This is a genomic window from Catenovulum agarivorans DS-2 (assembly GCF_000568405.1).
GTDB classification, from domain to species: Bacteria; Pseudomonadota; Gammaproteobacteria; order Enterobacterales; family Alteromonadaceae; genus Catenovulum; species Catenovulum agarivorans_A.
The window spans coordinates 65,565-86,814 of record NZ_ARZY01000013.1 but is presented as its reverse complement, the minus strand read 5'-3'; the positions used below and the strand labels follow the sequence as shown (position 1 = coordinate 86,814).

19 protein-coding genes are annotated in these 21,250 nt (G+C 41.2%); 10 read left to right on the top strand and 9 right to left on the bottom strand.

The genetic code is table 11. From position 1 onward, the window contains the following. Positions 1–3: 3 nt before the first annotated feature. The 3 genes from DS2_RS08735 to trxA all read right to left on the bottom strand — a co-directional run bounded on the left by DS2_RS08735 (position 4) and on the right by trxA (position 3,889). Positions 4–1,959 carry a CASTOR/POLLUX-related putative ion channel gene (locus DS2_RS08735; protein WP_035014343.1) on the bottom strand — a complete coding sequence of 652 codons (1,956 nt, stop codon included), beginning with the start codon at positions 1,957–1,959 and terminating at the stop codon, positions 4–6. Between the two features lie 139 nt (positions 1,960–2,098). Beyond that, complete coding sequence (gene rho, locus DS2_RS08730; RefSeq protein WP_035014342.1) at positions 2,099–3,367, bottom strand: transcription termination factor Rho; 1,269 nt, start codon at positions 3,365–3,367, stop codon at positions 2,099–2,101. A 192-nt stretch (positions 3,368–3,559) separates the two neighbouring features. Then, the gene (trxA, locus tag DS2_RS08725) at positions 3,560–3,889 is read right to left on the bottom strand and encodes a thioredoxin TrxA (RefSeq protein WP_035014341.1); all 330 of its coding nucleotides are present in this window, start codon (positions 3,887–3,889) and stop codon (positions 3,560–3,562) included. Positions 3,890–3,995: 106 nt separating this feature from the next. Here trxA and rhlB point away from each other — a divergent pair, with 106 nt between their 5' ends. Together rhlB and gppA are read left to right on the top strand one after the other, a co-directional pair. Next, the gene (gene rhlB, locus DS2_RS08720; RefSeq protein WP_035014339.1) at positions 3,996–5,258 is read left to right on the top strand and encodes an ATP-dependent RNA helicase RhlB; all 1,263 of its coding nucleotides are present in this window, start codon (positions 3,996–3,998) and stop codon (positions 5,256–5,258) included. A gap of 18 nt (positions 5,259–5,276) precedes the next feature. Next, the gene (gene gppA, locus DS2_RS08715; protein WP_035014338.1) at positions 5,277–6,770 is read left to right on the top strand and encodes a guanosine-5'-triphosphate,3'-diphosphate diphosphatase; all 1,494 of its coding nucleotides are present in this window, start codon (positions 5,277–5,279) and stop codon (positions 6,768–6,770) included. Between the two features lie 447 nt (positions 6,771–7,217). Here the strand turns inward: gppA and DS2_RS08710 are convergent, their stop codons facing one another. Continuing rightward, a complete protein-coding gene (locus tag DS2_RS08710) occupies positions 7,218–8,057 on the bottom strand; it encodes a DUF6279 family lipoprotein (protein ID WP_035014336.1) in 840 nt (279 codons plus the stop codon). Positions 8,058–8,302: 245 nt separating this feature from the next. On the opposite strand from DS2_RS08710, the gene hemC reads away from it, so the two are divergent. Genes hemC through DS2_RS08690 form a run of 4 tightly spaced genes read left to right on the top strand, consistent with a single transcriptional unit; the run spans position 8,303 to position 12,412 of the window. Further along, a complete protein-coding gene (gene hemC / locus DS2_RS08705; protein WP_035014335.1) occupies positions 8,303–9,235 on the top strand; it encodes a hydroxymethylbilane synthase in 933 nt (310 codons plus the stop codon). Further along, positions 9,219–9,986 carry a uroporphyrinogen-III synthase gene (locus DS2_RS08700; RefSeq protein ID WP_035014334.1) on the top strand — a complete coding sequence of 256 codons (768 nt, stop codon included), beginning with the start codon at positions 9,219–9,221 and terminating at the stop codon, positions 9,984–9,986. The genes hemC and DS2_RS08700 overlap by 17 nt, the downstream gene beginning before the upstream one ends. Then, a complete protein-coding gene (locus DS2_RS08695; RefSeq protein ID WP_035014333.1) occupies positions 9,976–11,217 on the top strand; it encodes a uroporphyrinogen-III C-methyltransferase in 1,242 nt (413 codons plus the stop codon). The genes DS2_RS08700 and DS2_RS08695 overlap by 11 nt, the downstream gene beginning before the upstream one ends. Then, the gene (locus DS2_RS08690) at positions 11,210–12,412 is read left to right on the top strand and encodes a heme biosynthesis HemY N-terminal domain-containing protein (RefSeq protein WP_035014332.1); all 1,203 of its coding nucleotides are present in this window, start codon (positions 11,210–11,212) and stop codon (positions 12,410–12,412) included. Before DS2_RS08695 ends, DS2_RS08690 begins: the two co-directional genes overlap by 8 nt. A gap of 13 nt (positions 12,413–12,425) precedes the next feature. Here DS2_RS08690 and DS2_RS08685 read toward each other — a convergent pair whose 3' ends face one another. From DS2_RS08685 to nudC, 3 genes are all read right to left on the bottom strand, one after another. Continuing rightward, on the bottom strand, positions 12,426–13,823 hold the full coding sequence (locus tag DS2_RS08685; protein WP_035014331.1) for an SLC13 family permease: 1,398 nt from the start codon (positions 13,821–13,823) through the stop codon (positions 12,426–12,428). Positions 13,824–13,959: 136 nt separating this feature from the next. Next, the gene (hemE, locus tag DS2_RS08680; RefSeq protein WP_035014330.1) at positions 13,960–15,027 is read right to left on the bottom strand and encodes a uroporphyrinogen decarboxylase; all 1,068 of its coding nucleotides are present in this window, start codon (positions 15,025–15,027) and stop codon (positions 13,960–13,962) included. Between the two features lie 213 nt (positions 15,028–15,240). After that, positions 15,241–16,068 carry an NAD(+) diphosphatase gene (gene nudC / locus DS2_RS08675; RefSeq protein ID WP_051479744.1) on the bottom strand — a complete coding sequence of 276 codons (828 nt, stop codon included), beginning with the start codon at positions 16,066–16,068 and terminating at the stop codon, positions 15,241–15,243. A 159-nt stretch (positions 16,069–16,227) separates the two neighbouring features. Here nudC and DS2_RS08670 point away from each other — a divergent pair, with 159 nt between their 5' ends. Continuing rightward, complete coding sequence (locus tag DS2_RS08670; protein WP_035014329.1) at positions 16,228–16,704, top strand: Rsd/AlgQ family anti-sigma factor; 477 nt, start codon at positions 16,228–16,230, stop codon at positions 16,702–16,704. 153 nt (positions 16,705–16,857) lie between these two features. Here DS2_RS08670 and DS2_RS08665 read toward each other — a convergent pair whose 3' ends face one another. After that, a complete protein-coding gene (locus DS2_RS08665) occupies positions 16,858–17,628 on the bottom strand; it encodes an FKBP-type peptidyl-prolyl cis-trans isomerase (RefSeq protein WP_035014328.1) in 771 nt (256 codons plus the stop codon). 126 nt (positions 17,629–17,754) lie between these two features. Here DS2_RS08665 and DS2_RS08660 point away from each other — a divergent pair, with 126 nt between their 5' ends. Next, the gene (locus tag DS2_RS08660) at positions 17,755–18,732 is read left to right on the top strand and encodes a WD40 repeat domain-containing protein (protein ID WP_035014327.1); all 978 of its coding nucleotides are present in this window, start codon (positions 17,755–17,757) and stop codon (positions 18,730–18,732) included. Beyond that, positions 18,729–18,944: a SlyX family protein gene (locus DS2_RS08655; protein WP_035014326.1), complete on the top strand. Its 216-nt coding sequence runs from the start codon at positions 18,729–18,731 to the stop codon at positions 18,942–18,944. Before DS2_RS08660 ends, DS2_RS08655 begins: the two co-directional genes overlap by 4 nt. Positions 18,945–19,060: 116 nt before the next feature. On the opposite strand, the gene DS2_RS08650 is transcribed toward DS2_RS08655, so the two are convergent. Then, positions 19,061–19,285 (bottom strand): YheV family putative zinc ribbon protein, encoded by a 225-nt coding sequence (locus tag DS2_RS08650; protein WP_419177440.1) that lies wholly within the window; start codon positions 19,283–19,285, stop codon positions 19,061–19,063. Between the two features lie 40 nt (positions 19,286–19,325). On the opposite strand from DS2_RS08650, the gene DS2_RS08645 reads away from it, so the two are divergent. Beyond that, on the top strand, positions 19,326–21,248 hold the full coding sequence (locus DS2_RS08645; protein ID WP_035014323.1) for an ABC transporter ATP-binding protein: 1,923 nt from the start codon (positions 19,326–19,328) through the stop codon (positions 21,246–21,248). Positions 21,249–21,250: the final 2 nt, after the last annotated feature.

Here is a 21,250-nt window from a genome sequence, read left to right as displayed (position 1 = left end):
CGTTTATTCACCAATAACAATTAATAAATCGTTCGACAAGGAAGATATTCTCCGCTCTGCGTTCAAACTAAGCTGAATTGCTTTGTCGCCTGCGTCTGCTTGAAACACACCTAACAAAAGCTCGCCTTGGCTTTCAACCAGTGGCTGCAGCTCTGCTGATTTAAGCATTTGTTTGTCAGTGTAGTGGCTAAGTGGTTTAAGATAAATTTGTACCCCTTCAGCTTCCATTAAGGTATCAAATAAAATTTGATGTTGAGGTACCAAGGCTACCTGCGACAATAAGTGACTCATCAATAAAGGCGTGATAAACGTATCGGTTTTTGAATGCTCCAAGAAATTTTCATTCGATGGATCGCTTAATTCAATTAATACATGTGGGCGGTTAGGATACTGTTCTAAAATTTGATCTAGCGCCATCGAGCCAACTAATACGCGCGCGTCCGCTTCCTCTGCTGAATCGAGCCTATCACTATACACCAGCAATATAATATCTTGCTCTTGCGGATTAAACTGCCGAACTTCATTTTCTATCATGTAGTCAGCCTCATACAAAGTGAGGTTAATTCGTGTGCTAAATTGACCTAATTTATTAATTTCTTGCTGACGAATTTGTGCTGACATAGTAGAGACTAAAGTTACATCAAAACTTTCATTGGTGTAACTATCTAGCTCATGAATAATGTTGGGGACTCTGCGGTTCCAGCCTAACAGCAATAACTTTTTACGTGATCTAACCGAATCGACTGTTTCTTTAGTCCTATTTTTGTTGGGCAGCACACTTGGTCGTGCAGGCTCGATGCTAGGCTCTAGTAGATTTACATCATTGGCAACATAAACCAAGCTATCACTTGCGACTATGCGGTGTTTGGCTTGTGCGCCAACGGCTAGCTTAAAAATTTGACTGCTTGTGTCAATGAAGCCAACTAAAATTGCAGTTTTATGATACAAACGCGCTTCTGCTAATGTCTTTCCAACATGGCTAGTACCGTCTTTGATAAAAAACCGCCCTTGATTCTGGCTATTGAGCAAATGGGTGTATACCTTAAGTAAATTAGGTGCAACTGCACACTGTGCCATTAAACGACTAATCGTTTGATCTGTCACCAAGATATTTGCTTGTCCTTGATAAGATTTTTTCGCCAGTGCAGTGTGGCGCACGTCGTCTAATTCAACCACCAACCGAGGAAAGGTATTTGCTGATTTAGCCAATACGTTGATGGTAAGCAAGCTTTTAATCGTTTCCACATCTGTCGTGACTAACGAATCTGATCTTTGATATTTATTGGATAAGATAACCGCAGATGCCTGCAAACAGGCGGCTCTGTGAATCGCTTCGCTCTGTAATGCATTGCCCGAACGCAGAATAAGCTGGCGTGACCACTTAGCGGGTAATGCGACTTCCGCCAACAGTTGCTGGTGAATCGCAGCATTGGCTTGCTCAGCGAGCAACACCACAGTTACGTTTTTATCTTTGTGATGTTTTTTGTAGAAGGTCCGGTTTGCTTCGATACCGAGTAATTCACGAATTATAGGTGTTACCCGACTACTCATACCAAGTATAACGATATGCTGTTGGATAGAAACTGGGGTTAACCCTTGTTCGAGGCGCTCCATAAACGCAATTAACCAGCGGGTCATAATAGCCACCAGCGTACCCATAAACAGCACGTAGCCACACATGGTCAGCAAAGTCGAAACAATGCGTTTCCATGCGCCTTGATCATCACCTAAATAACCAGGGTCAGTTAATCGTAGAAAAGCCCACCAGATATCTTCGGCCAAATTACTTTGATGATCGCTAATCGGCGCTAATAAAAAGCCTCCTACCATTGAAACCAAAGCGATTACACCAACTATTACAAACAACTGATATCCAGCACCTTTAATCAGTTGCCGTTCAACAAAAAACTTCAGCTTATCGATAGGCTGTAAAACATTAACCTTGAGCGGTAAAGGCATATAAACACATTCCCTAATAGATGGGTAAATTAGAATTACGCTATTTATCGGGTAAAACAAAAAATGGCCGGTGCAGCTACTAAAAATTTAGCATTGCATCAGCCATTTTAAAACTATTTAGCCTAAGCTATTTTGTGACTTAACTACCTTTCTGACGTTTCATCGCTTCAAAGAATTCATCATTGGTTTTTGTCATCGACAATTTATCAATTAAGAATTCCATCGCATCTGTTTCACTCATTTCATGAACAATTTTACGTAAGATCCACATTTTTTGTAGCTCTTCTTGCGATGTTAATAGCTCTTCGCGACGTGTACCAGAACGATTAAAGTCGATAGCAGGGAATACACGTTTTTCCGCAATTTTGCGGTTTAAGTGAATTTCCATATTACCTGTACCTTTAAACTCTTCGTAGATAACTTCATCCATTTTAGAGCCAGTATCAATTAATGCTGTGGCAATAATAGTTAAACTACCACCTTCTTCTACGTTACGTGCAGCACCAAAGAAACGCTTAGGCTTGTGCAAAGCATTTGCATCTACACCACCAGTCAGTACCTTACCCGACGACGGTATCACCGTATTGTAAGCACGTGCTAAACGGGTAATTGAATCAAGTAAAATGACAACGTCTTTTTTATGTTCAACTAAGCGTTTAGCTTTTTCTATAACCATTTCAGCAACTTGCACGTGACGGCTAGCAGGTTCGTCAAAGGTTGAAGCAACAACTTCACCATTGACCAAACGTTGCATTTCGGTCACCTCTTCCGGACGTTCGTCAATGAGTAAGACCATTAACTGACATTCTGGGTGGTTAGCTGAAATAGACTGGGCAATGTTTTGCAATAACATGGTTTTACCCGCTTTTGGCGGAGCAACAACCAATGCACGCTGGCCTTTACCAATGGGTGAAGCTAAATCTAAAACACGTGCAGTAATATCTTCTTTACTACCATTACCACGCTCCATCACCATACGTTCGTTGGCATGTAACGGGGTCAAGTTTTCAAATAAAATTTTATTGCGCGAGTTTTCAGGTTTATCAAAGTTAACCTGGTTAATTTTTAATAATGCAAAATAACGCTCACCTTCTTTTGGTGGGCGAATTTTACCCGCGATAGAATCACCCGTGCGTAAGTTAAATCGGCGGATTTGCGAAGGTGATACATAAATGTCGTCTGGTCCGGCTAAAAATGACGAGTCTGCTGAACGCAAAAAGCCAAATCCATCCTGCAAAATTTCAAGCACACCATCTCCAAAGATGTCTTCGCCACTTTTGGCATGCTTTTTCAAGATTGCAAAAATAATGTCTTGTTTACGTAAACGCGCCATGTTGTCGAGTCCCATTGACTCGGCTAGTTTGACCAATTCGTTAATAGGTTTGTTTTTAAGTTCCGTTAAGTTCATATTGGTGGGTTCTTATCTCAGAGACTGGCTGAAACAGTATTTGCTTGATTAGGATTAACAGGGAAAATAATTGGGCGTTGAACTTTGAAAAAGTAACAACTAAAAAATAAGGTAGCACTTAAATTTAATTAGATCCAGAAAAAAGAAGCTCTTTTTTCGAGCTTCTTTTCTCTAGCAGTTTAAAAACCTAATTTATAGGTTCTCGTCTAACCACTGCTTAAGTTGTGTTTTTGACAAAGCACCAACTTTAGTAGCGGCAACACTACCAGACTTAAACAATAATAATGTAGGAATACCACGCACACCATATTTAGCTGGTGAAGCGTTGTTTTGGTCAATATTTAACTTACCTACAGTTACTTTGTCTGCATAATCATTGGCAACTTCGTCCAAGATTGGCGCAATCATTTTACAAGGACCACACCATTCTGCCCAAAAATCTACTAATACTGGCTTTTCAGAGTTTAATACATCAGACTCAAAGCTAGCGTCTGATAAAGTTACAATGGCATCAGAGCTCATTCATTTCTCCAAATTTTACGGCTTAAACCGATGAGAATAAAACAGACTGTTTTTTTAATCTATTCGGATTCTTTTTGCAAGCTGAAACTGATATGCTTGAACAACTATGACAATACAAACTCACTTATCACAGGTTGAATTTGCATCATTAAACTTGCATGCACAGGTTCAACAAGCGTTAGCTGAAGCTAACTATAAACACTGTACACCTATTCAGGCTCAGAGCTTGCCAGTTGCGTTAGCTGGTGGCGATGTTGCGGGTCAAGCACAGACAGGCACGGGCAAAACAATGGCTTTTTTGGTGGCCGTATTTAACCACCTTATGTCTAGCCAAGCCCCGCAGGATAGGAGCTCAAAACAAATTAGAGCGATTATCCTTGCGCCTACGCGAGAACTGGTTGTACAAATTCATAACGACGCAGCTTTGCTTGCCAAACATACAGGTTTGAAGCTAGCTTTAATTTATGGAGGTGAAGGTTATCAAGCACAAAATGAGCAGCTTGAAGCCGGTGCCGATATCGTAATTGGTACGACTGGACGTATTATAGATTATTATAAGCAAGGTCTTATTGATCTAAGCAAAATTGAATCCGTAGTGTTAGATGAAGCTGATCGCATGTTCGATTTAGGCTTTATTAAAGACATTAGATTTTTATTCCGTCGCATGCCTGCAGCCAAACAAAGACTGAGCATGTTATTTTCCGCTACCTTGTCTATGCGTGTACAAGAATTAGCTTATGAACATATGGATAGTCCAACCCATGTGCACATTGCACCTGAAGAAATGACCAACACACGCATAAGTGAAGAACTATTTTATCCGGCTAACGAAGATAAAATGCTCCTTCTATTAAGTCTAATAGAAGATGAATGGCCAGATAAAGCAATTGTCTTCAGCAATACCAAACATGGCTGTGAAGACGTATATCAGTGGTTAAAAGCCGACAAACACAGAGTAGGCCTGTTAACAGGTGATGTGCCACAGAAAAAACGTTTGACTATTTTAAAGCAATTTACCGAGGGCAAATTAGATATATTAGTCGCTACCGATGTTGCTGCGCGTGGTTTACATATTCCGCAAGTCACCCATGTATTTAACTACGACTTACCAGATGACTGTGAAGATTATGTCCACCGCATAGGTCGAACTGGCCGAGCTGGAGCCACTGGTCATGCAATTAGTTTAGCTTGCGAAAAATATGTTTATAACTTGCCAGCTATTGAGGAATACATAGATCATGCTATACCTGTAAGTAAGTATGATCCGACAGCACTGCTTGATGATGTCACCCCACCTAAACCGCATTATAAGAGACGAATGCAAGGTGGACGTACCGACAGCAAAAACAGAACAAGAGGTCGTCGTTAATTAAGGAGTGTCGCCTATATGGCTGATCAGCATTATCCAATTTATGCTGCTATTGATTTAGGTTCAAACAGCTTTCATATGTTAATTGTGCGCTCAGTAGAAGGGAGCGTACAAACGATAGGCAAGATTAAACGAAAAGTGCGATTAGCTGCAGGTTTGCAGGATAATGGCGAATTAGACCAAGCGGCAATGGCACGCGGATGGGATTGTTTGTCATTATTTGCAGAACGCTTGCAAGACATTCCAGCAAAAAATGTACGTATTGTCGGCACAGCGGCATTACGTTTGGCTCAAAACGCCGATGTATTTTTAGATAAAGCCGAACAAATTCTCAACCACAGAATCGATGTGATTAGTGGCGAAGAAGAAGCTCGGCTAATTTATGTAGGTGTTGCCCATACCTCTGGCACCTCAGTCACTAAGCTAGTTATCGATATTGGCGGCGCCAGCACTGAAATGGTCTGTGGTGAGCGTTTTACCCCTGTTGTTGTCAACAGCTTAAACATGGGCTGTGTAACCTACAAAAAACGTTTTTTTGAAAACGACCAAATCACCCTGCGCAATTTTGAAATGGCCATTAGCGCCGCGCAAGCACAAATGTCAGGCAAGCTTCAGCCTTATATGGCATTTGGCTGGCAAGCTTGTTTAGGCGCATCTGGCACCCCACAAGCTATTCAAGAAGTGTTAATAGCGCAAGGTGATAATGAAATGATCACCTTAGATAAACTGCTAAAACTACGCGATACCTGTATCGACTGTGGCCATATTGATAAACTTGAGATTGTTGGTTTAGCTCACGAGCGCCGTCCAGTATTTGTGAGTGGTTTAGCTATTTTAATTGCAATTTTCCAAGCGTTAAATATCAGTTATATGGTCGTTGCAGGTGGTGCTTTGCGTGAAGGAATTATCTATGGTATGATCCCCTGCTTACAACAACAAGATATCCGCCAGCGCACTTTAACTAGCTTTATTCAACGTTACCGCTTAGATAAAGAACAAGCTTTTCGCGTGCGCGACATTGCCCTTAGTTTATTCGACCAACTGCATGTGCATTGGGCATTAGAGCAACACGATAGCCGCGCGATATTAGAAGCTGCAAGTGTCTTGCACGAGGTCGGTTTAACTGTTGATTTTAAATTTGCCGCGCGACACGCCGCCTATATTTTAAGTAACACTGCCATACCTGGCTTTAGCTTGGCCCAACGCAAACTACTTATTGCCATTGTTAAAAATTACCGCGAAGACATTGATATGGAAGAGGTTAATAGCCAAACCATGACGAGCCCAATACTTGCAGGCCAGTTAACACGCTTACTGCGTTTGGCTGTGTTGTTAACCATGCGTCGGAAAGATGAAGTTTTACCAAAAGTAAAGCTGTGCAGCACAGGTTTAAATGACTTAAATTTAACCTTTGAAGCCAATTGGTTAACGGCTCACCCACTGATGGATAGTGAGTTGCAACAAGAGCAAGAATATCATCAGAAAGTGGGATGGCATTTTACTTTTAGTTAATACGAACTCTCTCGAATTGCCTCCGCGCAAGTCAAGGTTAGTTCGTTTGTTCCCACATTCCCAAGTTGGGCTGATTTATTGCTGTTGGATTCGTGGCAGAGACGCCGACAGGCAAATGGAGTATTCCTCACAAAAGCGCTGCAAGTTCGTCCCTGAATCGCTCGCACAAAACTTCCATGTTTTGTGAAGTTTTGCTCGCAACACATCCATCCACCTGCCTTTACATTTTTATGGCTGTTTAAATGCTGATTTTCTAAAACTTCAAAAGATAGGGATATCTTTTGTGAGCGGCCAGGGACTGGCGAAAAGCGATTTTAGAAAATTATGCTTCAAACGAGCTCGGTTGCACGTATTAGCAACAGCTTAAACGATTGTATAAACGGGCTTGGTTACATAAATTCCAGCACCTTGAATTTTTGTGTAAACGAGCTGGGAGCAGTTTTTAATTCAATAATCCTGATGTAACTTTCGAAAGGTCGACTCGTAATCATCCAGCTCAGACAACAAATGGCGCTGCTGCTTCTCAGACAAACCCAACATAAGTTGATAAGTATTTTTGACATACAAACCGCGATTACGCATGACGTTTTGCTGCAAAGTTTCACTGCGTAAATCATAAGGCCGAGCAATTAAGCTGGAGACTCGGTCAACATCCGAAGCCAACAAAGCTTGCTCAAATGCAGCCAACCAATCACTTTGATATTGCAACCATTGCCCACGAGTCCCGACATACAAACTACTTTGCTCGGAAATTAACTGCTTTTGTTGCCTATTTAAGCGACCAAACCAGTCTTGATATTGCTCAACTTGCTTATCAATGAAATTTTGATGTTTTTCCTCGTCAGATTGCTCATCCCACTTTTGCTGTTTTTCCTGGTTGTTCTTACGGATATTACCAATGAGCTGCTGTTTTTGCTCTGTCGACAAAGTAATTGCAAGCTGTGCTAATTCAGGCGCGACATGTTTGAGTAAGCGACGCCAAAACGTCTCAAACGCATTGACATGCTCTAGTAGTGCCGCTTCCGTTAATCCACTTTCACCTAAACCATTTTCAAATTGCTGCTTAACCAATGCAAATTGGGCTTCATACAAAGGCAACTGCTCATTTCTATGCCATAAGTGCCACTGTTCAAACTGTTGGTCAAAAACATCCTGCTGCGCTGAGGTTAAATCAACAAAATCATCTAAATACCAATCAGCCCACCAATGTGCACGGTTATACATAAACGACAAACTGCAACCTGCAAGGCTAAACACCAAAATGAATAACACGATTTTCTTAAACATAACTGTCCTTGTGAACTGACAATGGCTTAAAACTGGGTTCGCCCGAGCTGTGGCAATACCTAAAGTATTACTAGTTCGGACTCCAGTAGTATTCGCTTAGTTCAATAAACTGAAAAATATGTACTTCATTCTTTATCAACCAAATCAAACAAGCAAAGATATTTTGCAGTATACCTTGGGTCAGGCTGGCAGATAAGCTAAGATAAAGCCAGTTTTTAGCTAAATTCAAACAGATAGCCTCACTTATGTCGAAACATTTAAAAATAGCCACCCGCGATAGTTTATTAGCCTTATGGCAAGCTGAATATGTCAAATCTCGTTTAGAAGCTGCGCACGCAGATTTAACAGTCTCACTGGTTAAAATTAAAACCAAAGGTGACAAAATTTTAGATACGCCTTTGGCGAAAATTGGTGGAAAAGGCTTATTTGTAAAAGAATTGGAAGTTGCAATGTTGAATGGCGATGCAGACATCGCAGTACATTCAATGAAGGATGTCCCTATGGAATTTCCTGCAGGGTTAGGACTAGCGGTTATTTGCGAGCGTGAAGACCCTCGTGATGCATTTGTTTCTAACACCTACAAATCAATTGACGACTTACCTCAAGGTGCAGTAGTTGGTACTTCAAGCCTGCGTCGTCAATGCCAATTATTAAGTCGCCGTCCAGATCTCCAAGTAAAATCATTGCGAGGTAATGTTCAAACACGCTTGCGTAAATTGGACGACGGAGAGTTTGACGCCATTATCCTAGCCAGCGCAGGCCTTATTCGATTGGAACTTGAGCAGCGCATCCAGCAATTTATCGATAGCGATATTATGTTACCCGCAGTTGGCCAAGGTGCAGTTGGCATTGAATGCCGCACCAACGACCAACAAACACTTGATTTACTGGCCGTATTAAACCACCCAGATACTGCAACTATAGTCACGACTGAACGTGGATTTAACACTCGCTTAAATGGTGGTTGCCAGGTGCCGATTGCAGGTTATGCGCAGCAAAAAGGCTCAGAAATTTTTTTCCGCGGTTTAGTAGCATCGGTTGATGGCAAACAAGTGTTCTACACTGAAAAATCAGGTTTGCCAGAAGAAGCAGAACAAATAGGTATTGCCGCAGCAGAAGAATTACTGCAAGCTGGCGCTAAAAGTGTCCTAGACGAAGTATATGGGAACAACCAATAAGGTTTTACACTGTCGGCACGGCAACAGTGCTGCAGAACTTAATCAAAACTTGGTTAGTGCTGGGTTTGAGCCAGTACACTTGGCTATTTTTGAAATACTCGACGGCAGTGATTGTGTGTCGCTGTCTTCCTCTAACTTTCGCCAACAGCTGTTAAAGCTGGATTTAGCCATAGTCACCAGTCAGTATGCCGTTGCTAAGCTGTTGCAGCACCTATCCGATAATGATTTAGCCAAGCTCCAACAAACACATATTGTCGCGGTGGGAGATAAAACCGCACAACAGCTTAAACGAGCTGGATTTAACAAAGTACACTTACCTCAAGTAAACGACTCAGATGGCATACTTGCACTGCCGCAAGTTCAGCAAAGCCAGCAAGCAATGTTATTTAAAGGAGAACAAGGGCGGAATGCAATAGAACATGCATTTAAACTGGCTAATCGAAAATTAACTACCTACAATATTTATAAACGACACTGGCAAAATGTAACGCCATGCCAATTGCACGCAGCATTGAGTTGCGACTACTTTGTCTTTACCAGTGGCGAAATTGCGTTACAGTTGTACCAAGCAGTGAAAAAAATGAATAAAAGTGTTTTAAAGCAATGGCTGGATGTCTGCACTTTTGTTCCTTCACAGCGCGTTGCATCTAAGTTAATACAGCTTGGTGCGACTCATGTTATCAATATGCAAGGCGCAAATAACCTAACCATAATTCAAGCTTTACAGGCGCATAAACAATATGACAGATAAAACGGAATCTGCGACAAATCAAAGCGAACCAACAACTGCCGCAGAACACAATAATCTACCGACTGAACAGTCGGCTAATAGACCCGACCAACATCCAGAGGCGAGTTCAGTCGAAAGTGAGCAAAAACCCAGCAAACCTGCAGCTGAAAAGGATAAATCCGAAGTGGCAGCGGTGACGGAGCAAGCAACTAAATCGTCAGGAAAAGGCATTGCTTTGCTTAGCTTATTGATTGCCCTGGCAGCTGTTGGTGCAAGCGGCTACCTATATTGGCAAGCACAATACAAGCCGCAAAATTGGCTTAGCCAACTCAATCAAGTCGAGCAAAATCTAGAGCAAATGAGTAGCCAGCAACAAGGGCTAAATCAACTAGCCGAGCAAATTCGCCAACAGGCGCAAAATCAGCAACAGCAATTTGAGCAAAACTTACAGCAAGATCTCCAACAATATGCCAACGACTTAGCCCAAGCTCAACAACAAACTTATGCAAATCAACAAGCTGAATTATCCAACTTATTAAATCAAGTTAAACAAAACAGTCAAAACAACAAAAATAAATTGTTACTCAACGATGTCAATTATTTAATCAAGCAGGCTCAATATAAACTCGTTTTAGAAAAAAATCCGACTGCGGCTTTATTGGCCATGCAACTGGCCGCCGACACACTGAAGCAAGCCGACTTACCTCAATACATCGAACTATCATCTGCAATTAACCAAGATATCGGATTACTAACCGAGCTAGCCAGCCAACAAAATCAAGATGTATATTTAGCCTTAGCACAAATAATTGGCCAAGTACGCTTATTGCCTATGCAACAAACCGAGCTAACTAAAAAACAGCCAAATACAGCTGAAAATAAACCCAGTACAGAAACCAGTTGGCAAAATTTAGTAATTGTATGGCGAGACTTTTTACAACTGTTTACCCCGAAAAAGCGCAATGCAAGCGTAGAAGCTTTATTAACACCTGAGCAAAGCCAAAACATTGAACTTAATTTAGTTAGTGTATTGCATCAAGCGCAATGGGCGGCTTTGAATAAAAACCCTGAAGTATTATCTGCTGCACTTAAACAAGCGGCAAACTGGCTGAGCATTTATTATCAAACCAATGATATACGAGTGATGGACAGCATCGACAAATTAATTGAACTGTCAGAGTTAGATATCACGGGTAATTTTGCAACAGTTGAATTATCGTCACTAGATTTACTGGGACCCCACCATGATTAAGATGCTCATTCTATTTTTATTAGCCTGTGCATTTCTAGCCTTAGGCGCCGTGTTAGTTGAAGAAAAAGGTTATGTTTTAATCAATTTGGCTGGTTACGTATGGGAAGCGAGTTTTTTTGGTTTTTTGTTTGTATTATTGCTTGCTTACTTAGCTTTCAAAGTTGTCGAAACCTTTTTAATTGGTTTATTTAGAGCACGTAAAAACTTCAGTGCCTGGCGAGCTAAAAACAAACAAGCCACTAGCTTAAATAACTTATCGGCTGCAATTGAAGCATTGTTTAATCAACAATGGCGTAAGGCACAGGCTTTGAGCTTAAAACAGGTACACAATAGCCCGATTCCTGCTAGTCACTATTTAATTGCAGCAGAAGCAAGCAAACAGCTTGGAGAATTAGACGAAAGCAGTTTATATCAATTAAGAGCGCAACAAGATGGTAGCGAGAGCGATAAACAATTAGCGACAGCGAAAAGTTTAATCAATGAAGAAAAATATCCGCAAGCAATCAACACTATTGAGCAAGTGCTCGAACGCAACAACAAAGATTCCGCTGCTCTGTTATTGCTTGCGCAAGCTTACCAATACAATAAGCAGTTTGAATTGCTACAAAACCTACTGCCTAAAGTAAAAAAATACACAGATATCAGCCCTACTGAATTAAAAGGCATGTGTTTTGCTGCTTATCAGCCACAATTCACTGAAGCAGTCGAGCAGAAAAACTTGGCTTTGCTTGAACAAAGCTTTAAACATATTAATAAGTTAGTTGAACCAAACCAAACCATCTTGCAGGTTTATCTAGCAAGTTTGGTGAAACTAGATGCCAACCAACAAGCAGAAAAGTTTTTTATTAAGCTGTTTGAACAAAGTGAAAACAAAACCGAACTTAATCAGCAAAATGAAAACAACCTAAAGCTATTGAGTAACCTAGCATTTACTCAGCCTCTCAAACTGATTGCTTGGCTAGAAAAACAGCTAAAAAAACAACCAGAGGCGAATGTACTGAAAATTGCCTTAGCAATTTGTGCGCTAAAAAACTCGGATGTGCAGCTGGCACAACAAGCAATGGAAAGTGCAATTAAACACCTTAAGTCGCCTTATAGTTATCAACTAATGGGCGAAATTTACCAACAAGCTAAGATAGAAGATAAAGCCAAATTATGCTTTGAAAAAGGGCTACAGCTAGCCATCAACCAGTGATTGCTAGGGCCATTCAACCCAATAACACAAAGCAATTTGTGCTCACTACTGCTGCCAAAATGAAGTTGAGTACGACTCCTTCTTGCATCATGGTTTTAATATCAAACTTGTCAGCGCCATAAACTATGGCATTTGGCGCGGTTGCAACAGGCAACATAAAAGCGCAGCTAGCACTCATCGCAGCAGGGATCATCAATAATTTGGGATCTATCCCTGCCGCTACACCCGCAGCAGCCAACACAGGCATCAATAAAGTTGTCGTGGCTGTGTTGCTGGTCACTTCCGTGGTAAAAGTCACTGCCAAACAAACCATTAATATCATTAAATAACTAGGCAATTGCGCAAGACCAGTCAGCCCTTGCCCTAATAGCTCACTTAAACCACTAGCAGCAAAGGCTTTGGCGATGCAAATCCCACCAGCAAACAACAATAGCATACCCCAAGGTATTTGATTGGCAGTATGCCAATCTAATAAATAGCTTTTTTCACCTTGGTGGTTTTCGCCTTTAATGCAAAACATCGCTGCGACGCCTAACAGTGCAATAGTGCTATCCCCAATCGTGTTTGTGCCAATCAAACCAGTCCATCCACCAAAAGGTTCGCTGCGAAATATCCACATCATTGCGACAACACTGAAAACCATCAAGACACGTATTTCAGCTTGGCTCCACATACCGACGGTTGGCAGGGTTAACTGGATCTTTTTAGTTAAGCCTCTAGATAACCACAGCGCCATCAAAGGAATAGCGATTAGCACCACAGGCACACCAATTTTCATCCAGTGTAAAAAACTAAACTCTGTATTAAATTGTTGCTGATAAACAGCGGCGAAAATAACGTTTGGCGGAGTTCCAATCAAAGTACCTACCCCACCCACACTTGCCGCATAAGCAACCCCTAATAACAACACCTTACCAAATCGTTTTGAATCGCAGCCGTTGGCTAAAGCGACAACTAAAGGCAACAGCATTAAAGTGGTCGCGGTATTGCTAACCCACATACTTAAAACAGCAGCGGTAAGCATAATACCAAAAAGAATTTTGCGCGGATTGTCAGCACCAAACAGCTGAATTAAATTCACCGCCAAACGTTTATGGACACCTGACTTCTCCATGCCCTTAGACAACATAAACGCGCCCATTAACAGTAAAATGACGTGAGAGCCAAGCGAAGATGCAGCAGCTTTATGATCAATCACCCCCAGCAACGGCAGCAAAGCGATTGGAACTAAAGAAGTTGCAGGTATCGGTATGGCTTCGGTGATCCACCAAACTGCGGTCAATGTGGTGATGCCAATTGTTGCACAAATGCTGAAGCTTAAGTTAAAGCTTATGGCAACTAATACAGAGATTAAGGCTAAGGTGGGCGCTAGAAGCAGTAATTTAATCTTGGGTGTCGATTCCGTTTTCATGACTTTAAGCGGCAACTTCCATAAACAGGGTGAACTTTAGCTTAATATTTGTCGCCAAGATTTAAAAGTAAAAACAAAATGGTCGGGGCAGTCGCTAAAACCGCCCGACACTGATGGTTAAAGCTCAGTGCTATCTTTATTCTGAATGATAGACTGGGCTTAGCTCTGTTACAGCTTTAATAAAAGCTTCTGCATTTTCAGGTTTAACATCGGGTGTTATACCATGTCCTAAATTAAACACATGACCCGTACCTTGACCATAACTGTCTAAAATCATTTGTACTTCTTGGCGTATAACCTGTGGTGATGCATGCAATACTGAAGGGTCCATATTGCCTTGTAGCGCAACTTTATCACCAACTCGGCGACGTGCTTCACCGATATCAGTGGTCCAATCTAACCCAATACCATCACAGCCAGTGTCCGCAATCCATTCTAACCATTGGCCACCACCTTTAGTAAACAAGGTAACCGGAATTCGCTGTTCACCAGAACCTAAGTTTAACCCATCAACAATTTTAGCCATGTAATCAAGCGAAAATTCTCGGTAGTTGCGCGGCGACAATACTCCGCCCCAAGTATCAAAAATCATTAGCGACTGTGCGCCAGCGTCAATTTGCGCATTTAAATATTCTGTGACGGATTCGGCAAGTTTAGACAACAACAAATGTAATGCTTCCGGTGCTTCATAACCCATGCGTTTTACTTTAGAAAAGGTTTTACTGCTACCACCTTCAACCATATAAGTTGCTAATGTCCACGGGCTTCCAGAAAAACCAATAAGAGGTACATCACCATTTAGCGCAGTTTTGATAGTAGAAACAGCATCCATCACATACTTGAGCGACTTATTAGGATCAGGCACAGGCAATGCTGCAATATCCGTTAGGTCTTTAAGCTCTTTTGTAAACTTAGGACCCTCACCGGTTTCAAAATACAACCCCATCCCCATAGCATCAGGGATAGTCAAGATGTCTGAAAATAAAATGGCCGCATCTAGAGGATAACGACGCAATGGCTGTAAAGTTACTTCGCAGGCAAGCTCTGCATTCTTGCACAATGACATAAAATCGCCCGCTTGCGCACGTGTCGCTCTATATTCAGGTAAATAACGCCCAGCTTGGCGCATCATCCAAATAGGCGTGCGATCGACTTTGCGTTTTAATAAAGCATCTAAGTATCGTCTGTTCTTAAGTTCAGCCATTGTTTTTCCTAACTCACGTTCAGTTAACACACGCCGAGGCGTTCATTAATATTTTTGATAAAAAAATTAAACAATTTTGTTGCACCAAAATCACTCATTTGTTATAAATATGTCGCGCTAGTGAAGATAACAAGCAGAAGCTCGAATAATCGGGACCTCAAGCACTAACATTCAGCCTTACTTATGTAAGGCTTTTTTGTTTCTAAAACCGATTTATTGACCATCAGACAAATAGTTTTCAACTAACTGACCGATCATTCTACCAGCAATAGAATACTCGCCTGGCGTTTCAGGCAAATTATCCAGAGTATACCAAGCTGCTTCCGCAATTTCTTGCTCATCTATATTTATTTCGCCCGATAGATGATCTGCAACAAATCCAACCATGATTTGGTGCGGAAAAGGCCAAGGTTGACTACCAACATAACGAATATTTTTGATCTCAACACCGACTTCCTCTTTAACCTCGCGTGCAACAGCGTGCTCTAAAGTCTCGCCAGGTTCAACAAACCCAGCAAGGATAGAAAATTTTCCCGAACGGCTTTTTTTACCGCGAGCGAGCAACAGCTGCTTGTCCTTCAAAACCGCCATGATGACACAAGGAGACAAACGAGGATAACATCTGTGGCGGCAATGTTTACAGTGCATAGCCAGCTCCCAAGACACAGGGGTCATACGTTTTCCACATCGGCCACAATATTTATGCGTTGCTAAAAAATGTTGAAACTGAATTGCCTTAGCTGCAATTGAAAACAAGTGCTGCTCTAACTGAGTTTGGGTGATGAGCTCTCTAAACTCACAAAATTCAGCAGGATATTCAGCAGCCAATACCACTGCTCCTTCATTGACCATATACACAGGATGACCATTGTGTTCTCCCACCACCATAACTTTATTGATTTTGTAGTCCACAAATAAATCGTCAGCCTTACCGAATGGAAGCCAAGGGGCAGCTTCAAGTAACCACAACTCATCTTGACGCACGACTAGCCAATAGGCATTTGAGGTCAAATCATTTTGGCTTATCGCATCGATCAGCATAAGGCTCCTTTACTATTTCTCATTGCTATATTTCATTTTTTTATACATTGTTAATTTTTTAGCACTTTTTTAACTAAATTGCGCTAACCATATTGCAATTTATGCTCCAATGTCGTTAGATATCAACTCAGGAAGTAAGCCAAAAGGTGATATAAATTTATGTTGACAGAATTGCAAAAAGCACAGCAAAAATATGGTGGCGCAAACAAACTTATTGACAGCTGGTTAGAAGAACGTCGTGACTTACTTGTACGTTATTGCAAACTTGCTGGATTACCGCCATTTGAAGCGGATAAAAGTCAACTGCCGAGCCATGAAGAAGTGATTCAATTCTGCCAAGTTCTTGTGGACTACCTGTCAGCAGGCCACTTCGAAGTATTTGATAATATTGTTTCACAGTGCAAAGTCAATGGTGGTGAAAGTTTAGAGTTAGCCAAAACCTTGTGGCCTAAGATAAACGAAACGACAGATATTGCTCTTAAGTTCGATGCGACATATGCAGAGCTTGATGAAAATGCCGATTGGGGTGACTTCGACAAAGATTTATCTGATTTAGGTCAAGCGCTAGAAGATAGATTCGACTTCGAAGACCAATTGATTCATACGTTATTTACCAAACATTCAGAAGTAGCGTAGAACCAAGACACTAAGCGAATAAAAGCTCAAAACGCACAAGGGATATAAAAAAAGCGGACTAGTTAACTAGTCCGCTTTTTTTATTTTTGGTTCAGTTAACAAGGTTTGAGCATACTTATCGCTCCAACCTTGTTAGTATCCCCATTAAAACTGTTAACCTTCGATTGAGATTAACTCAACATCAAAGATTAAAGTTGAGAATGGAGGAATGCTACCTGTACCATTTTCACCGTAAGCTAGGTTGTAAGGAATGTAGAAACGGTATTTAGAACCAACATTCATCAACTGAACACCTTCAGTCCAACCTGGGATAACACGGTTAAGTGGGAAAGAAGCTGGCTCGCCACGGTCAACAGAGCTATCAAATTTAGTACCGTCGATTAAAGTACCAGTATAGTGCACAGTTACAGTGTCTGTTGCAGCTGGTTTGTCACCTTCACCTTCAGTTAACACTTCGTACTGTAAACCAGACTCAGTCGTTTGTACGCCTTCTTTTTTCGCATTTTCAGCTAAGAAAGCTTCGCCTTGCTCTAAAAACTCTTTACCGTCTTCAGCACGCTTAGCCGCATCTAACTCTTGATGTTCTTTTTGTAATTCTTGTAAAGCAGTTTGAATAGCTGCTTGATCTAATGCAGGGGTACCAGCTAATGCGTCCGCAACACCCTGTTTAACTTTTTCGATATCTAAAGTTAAACCAACACCATTGATTTGCTCAACTGTTGATTTTAATTGAGTACCAAAGTTAACACCCAAGCCATAAGCTTGTTTTTCTTTTAAAGTTTGCAAAGTTACTGCCTCTTCTGTTTGAGTTTGTTCAGTAGTTTTAGCTTGCGTATTTGCTGCCTTATCTGCTTCTGTGTCTTTACCACAACCAGCCAAAACCAAAGCCGCTGCCAATGCGCTCACAACTCCTAATTTTTGCATATCTAACACTCCAAATTGACTATAGCCTTAATCCGATTTCACTTTAGGAAAGTAAAATTGCATTAAGATTTCAGCGAGAAAACCACTTATACTAATGATATCTGCGCGATTAACAATAAATAATCCATGAAATTAACAAGTATTTATCATTTCATGCTTTTGTGTTTAGTTCAGCTCTTGTTGGCATGTTCTAAGCCACAAACAAAAGCCGAGTTAAGCTTCAATCATGCCCCACATGGAAGCGTAAACGCTTATATTTCCGAGGACGGGCAATATAGTGTCAACATCAACCACGACAACACTGTGTATTTTTGGAACCTGAAAAAACAGAGTTTGACCTATATATGGCAACAAAGTTCACAGCTAAACGATCCAATTTATTTGGCCCATATCGCCAGCAATAACCAATACGTCGTTACTGCCGCGTCTAGTGCGTTTGCACTTTGGGACGCTCACAGTGGCAAAAATTTAGGCTACTGGCAAGTAAAAGATGCAAAAATACGTGATATCAAGGTCAATAACGCTGGCTCTGCGATATTTATTGCTCAATCTGATGGAAAAATAATCGTCTTTAATCCAAATCAGCAATCACGCTTAGAGTTTTATGGCCACAGCCACGCAGTCAATCACTTAGATATAGATGATCAAGGTGAATGGGTGTTGTCGGTCGCTGATGATTATTCAGCATTATATTGGCATGCAGCAACGGGCAAAGTTAAACATAAATACACTATGCCAAGTCGCATTCACTTTGCTAAGTTACTCACAGCAAACTTGGGTTATATTACAACGACGACAGAGCACCAAATTATCGACTTACACTCAGGCGTGGTTAAATTTAGTTTAGCTGGGTTAGACAAAACCTATACCAGCGCAGCCTATTGGTATGCAGAGCAAAACTATTTGATTACTGGTCATTCGCAGCAGCAAATAAATCTTTGGGATATAAAAACGGGCAAACGCATTAAAACTTGGTCAGCACAAGCAAAGTCGTCACGCGCTGTAGACGGTGGTATGATACAAAGCCTTGCAATTGACCATGAATACCCTTATATAGTCAGCCAAAGCTCAATAGGCTTCACCGAATACTGGAAAATACCATGACAACTCATTTACACAAACGCATTGACGATTTAGAAACTCAGCTGGCTTTTCAGGAAGATACCATTCAATCGCTCAATCAAGCATTGATTAACCAGCAGTTGCAAATCAGCGCGTTGGAACATAACTTGGGCTTATTGGCGAAAAAACTCAAAGGTATGCAGCCTGATGCGGTCGCGTCAATGTCAGAAGAAACACCACCACCGCACTATTAAAGCAGTTAAACCAACCTAGCTTAGAAGCAAAACCAATTATAACCATGCTAGAGCGTGTTAGTCTTACAACAAAGCGAATTGGCGTACTTAATAGCTGGAATTTAGGTTAAATAAGGTTATTCTGGTTTAAATACGCCAATTACATCGTTTTGTTTAACACCCGCTTTGGCGACTTGTGCTTCGGTTTGGCTTTGGGTATGACCACAATCAACACATTCAATGCGCTCAACACCGTTGTCAAAAAACAATAGCAAACTGTCTTGTGCTTTACATTTTGGACAAACCGCACCAGCGATAAACCGCTTTTTAAATTTCTTATCCACTTTTAAAAATTCACTCACCTAGTATGATACCCGCATAGTTTACCAGTAGATTGTATGTATGATCACCTTAAATCAAATTTCATTGCAGCGTGGCCAAGCTTTTTTATTAGAACAAGCTAGTGCAACCATTCATGCCGGTCAAAAAGTAGGCTTGGTTGGAAAAAATGGTTGCGGAAAGTCCAGTTTATTTGCGTTATTTAACCAAGAACTACAAATTGACCAAGGTGACTTTTCACTACCAGCTAACTGGCAAATCGCCCATGTAAAACAAGAAACCCCCGCGCTTAGCAAAAGCGCACTTGATTATGTGATTGACGGAGATAGCGAATACCGCAATTTGTGTGAACAAATTGACCACGCACAAAATGCCCAGCAAGGTGAAAAAGTTGCGCAGTTATACACCGAAATGGAGCATATAGACGGCTATACAATCCATGCTCGTGCGGGCCAATTGCTCAATGGACTAGGTTTTAATGACAAACAACACGACTTACCAGTTAGTGATTTTTCTGGTGGGTGGCGCATGCGTTTAAATTTAGCCCAAGCTTTGATTTGTCGTTCTAACTTACTCTTGCTCGATGAACCAACCAACCACTTAGATTTAGATGCGGTTATTTGGCTAGCGAAGTTTTTAACCCAATATTCAGGTACATTGATTGTTATTTCTCATGACCGAGATTTTTTAGATCAAGTTTGCAGCCACATTATTCATATTGAAAATAAAAAAACCAATAGCTACACGGGTAACTACAGTTCGTTTGAACGCCAGCGCGCCATTCAACTTGAGCAGCAACAAGCCATGTTTGAGCGCCAGCAGCGAGAACGAGCACATATGCAGTCTTTCATCGATCGTTTTAAAGCCAAAGCAAGTAAAGCAAAACAAGCCCAATCTAGAATAAAAGCGCTAGCAAAAATGGAAGAAATAGCCCCAGCGCATGTAGATAGTCAGTTCCATTTTGAATTTTACTTACCAGAGAAAAATCCAAATCCTCTTATCAATTTGGACAAAGTGGTTGCAGGCTATGAGCAAAATATCATTTTAGATAAAATCGCTTTCAACCTAGTTCCTGGCAGTCGTATCGGGTTATTGGGTCGCAATGGTGCCGGTAAATCAACCCTAATTAAATTACTGGCGAATGATTTAGCGCCTCTATCTGGTGATGTGCGCCGCAGTACAGGCTTAAATATTGGTTATTTTGCTCAGCATCAACTCGAACAATTAGATGACGAAGCATCACCATTATTACATTTACAACGCTTAGCACCTAAGCATACAGAACAGCAGCTGCGTGATTACCTCGGTGGATTTGGCTTTAATGGCGATCAAGCCACCAGTGCAGTTGCACCATTTTCTGGTGGAGAGAAAGCGCGACTAGTTTTAGCATTATTAGTCTGGCAAAAGCCAAATTTGCTATTACTCGATGAGCCAACTAACCATTTAGATTTAGACATGCGCCATGCACTAACTGTTGCATTACAAGGTTACGAAGGCGCGATGATTATTGTATCGCATGACAGACATATTTTACGCAGTACCTGTGATGATTTTTATCTTGTAGCCGATGGGCAAGTTACCCCTTTTGATGGTGACTTAGATGATTACGAAACTTGGTTAGTTGAGCAAAGTCGCCAAGAAAAATCAGCCGTAAGATCACAGGATAAACTAGAAAATAAGTCGAACTCCGCGCAAAGCCGCCAAGATAAAAAGCGCCGAGAAGCCGAGTTTAGACAACAAACGCGCCCGTTGCGCAAAAAACTAGAGCAGACAGAGCAACAAGTCGATAAGTTACAGAGTGGGTTGTCAGCAATAGAACAGCAGCTTGCAGACAATGATTTATATTTGGCTGAAAATAAAGACAAATTAACTAAATTATTGGCTGAACAAGCTGATATCAAACCTAAGCTGCAACAGGCCGAAGAAACATGGTTGGAGCTGGAAGAAGAATTGGCAGAATTACAGGCGCAATTTGACGCTGAGTAGGA

Coding starts and splice junctions, on each gene's coding strand:
- DS2_RS08735 (WP_035014343.1), bottom strand. CDS start 1,959: ATGCCTTTACCGCTCAAGGTTAATGTTTTACAGCCTATCGATAAGCTG.
- rho (WP_035014342.1), bottom strand. CDS start 3,367: ATGAACTTAACGGAACTTAAAAACAAACCTATTAACGAATTGGTCAAA.
- trxA (WP_035014341.1), bottom strand. CDS start 3,889: ATGAGCTCTGATGCCATTGTAACTTTATCAGACGCTAGCTTTGAGTCT.
- rhlB (WP_035014339.1), top strand. CDS start 3,996: ATGACAATACAAACTCACTTATCACAGGTTGAATTTGCATCATTAAAC.
- gppA (WP_035014338.1), top strand. CDS start 5,277: ATGGCTGATCAGCATTATCCAATTTATGCTGCTATTGATTTAGGTTCA.
- DS2_RS08710 (WP_035014336.1), bottom strand. CDS start 8,057: ATGTTTAAGAAAATCGTGTTATTCATTTTGGTGTTTAGCCTTGCAGGT.
- hemC (WP_035014335.1), top strand. CDS start 8,303: ATGTCGAAACATTTAAAAATAGCCACCCGCGATAGTTTATTAGCCTTA.
- DS2_RS08700 (WP_035014334.1), top strand. CDS start 9,219: ATGGGAACAACCAATAAGGTTTTACACTGTCGGCACGGCAACAGTGCT.
- DS2_RS08695 (WP_035014333.1), top strand. CDS start 9,976: ATGACAGATAAAACGGAATCTGCGACAAATCAAAGCGAACCAACAACT.
- DS2_RS08690 (WP_035014332.1), top strand. CDS start 11,210: ATGATTAAGATGCTCATTCTATTTTTATTAGCCTGTGCATTTCTAGCC.
- DS2_RS08685 (WP_035014331.1), bottom strand. CDS start 13,823: ATGAAAACGGAATCGACACCCAAGATTAAATTACTGCTTCTAGCGCCC.
- hemE (WP_035014330.1), bottom strand. CDS start 15,027: ATGGCTGAACTTAAGAACAGACGATACTTAGATGCTTTATTAAAACGC.
- nudC (WP_051479744.1), bottom strand. CDS start 16,068: ATGCTGATCGATGCGATAAGCCAAAATGATTTGACCTCAAATGCCTAT.
- DS2_RS08670 (WP_035014329.1), top strand. CDS start 16,228: ATGTTGACAGAATTGCAAAAAGCACAGCAAAAATATGGTGGCGCAAAC.
- DS2_RS08665 (WP_035014328.1), bottom strand. CDS start 17,628: ATGCAAAAATTAGGAGTTGTGAGCGCATTGGCAGCGGCTTTGGTTTTG.
- DS2_RS08660 (WP_035014327.1), top strand. CDS start 17,755: ATGAAATTAACAAGTATTTATCATTTCATGCTTTTGTGTTTAGTTCAG.
- DS2_RS08655 (WP_035014326.1), top strand. CDS start 18,729: ATGACAACTCATTTACACAAACGCATTGACGATTTAGAAACTCAGCTG.
- DS2_RS08645 (WP_035014323.1), top strand. CDS start 19,326: ATGATCACCTTAAATCAAATTTCATTGCAGCGTGGCCAAGCTTTTTTA.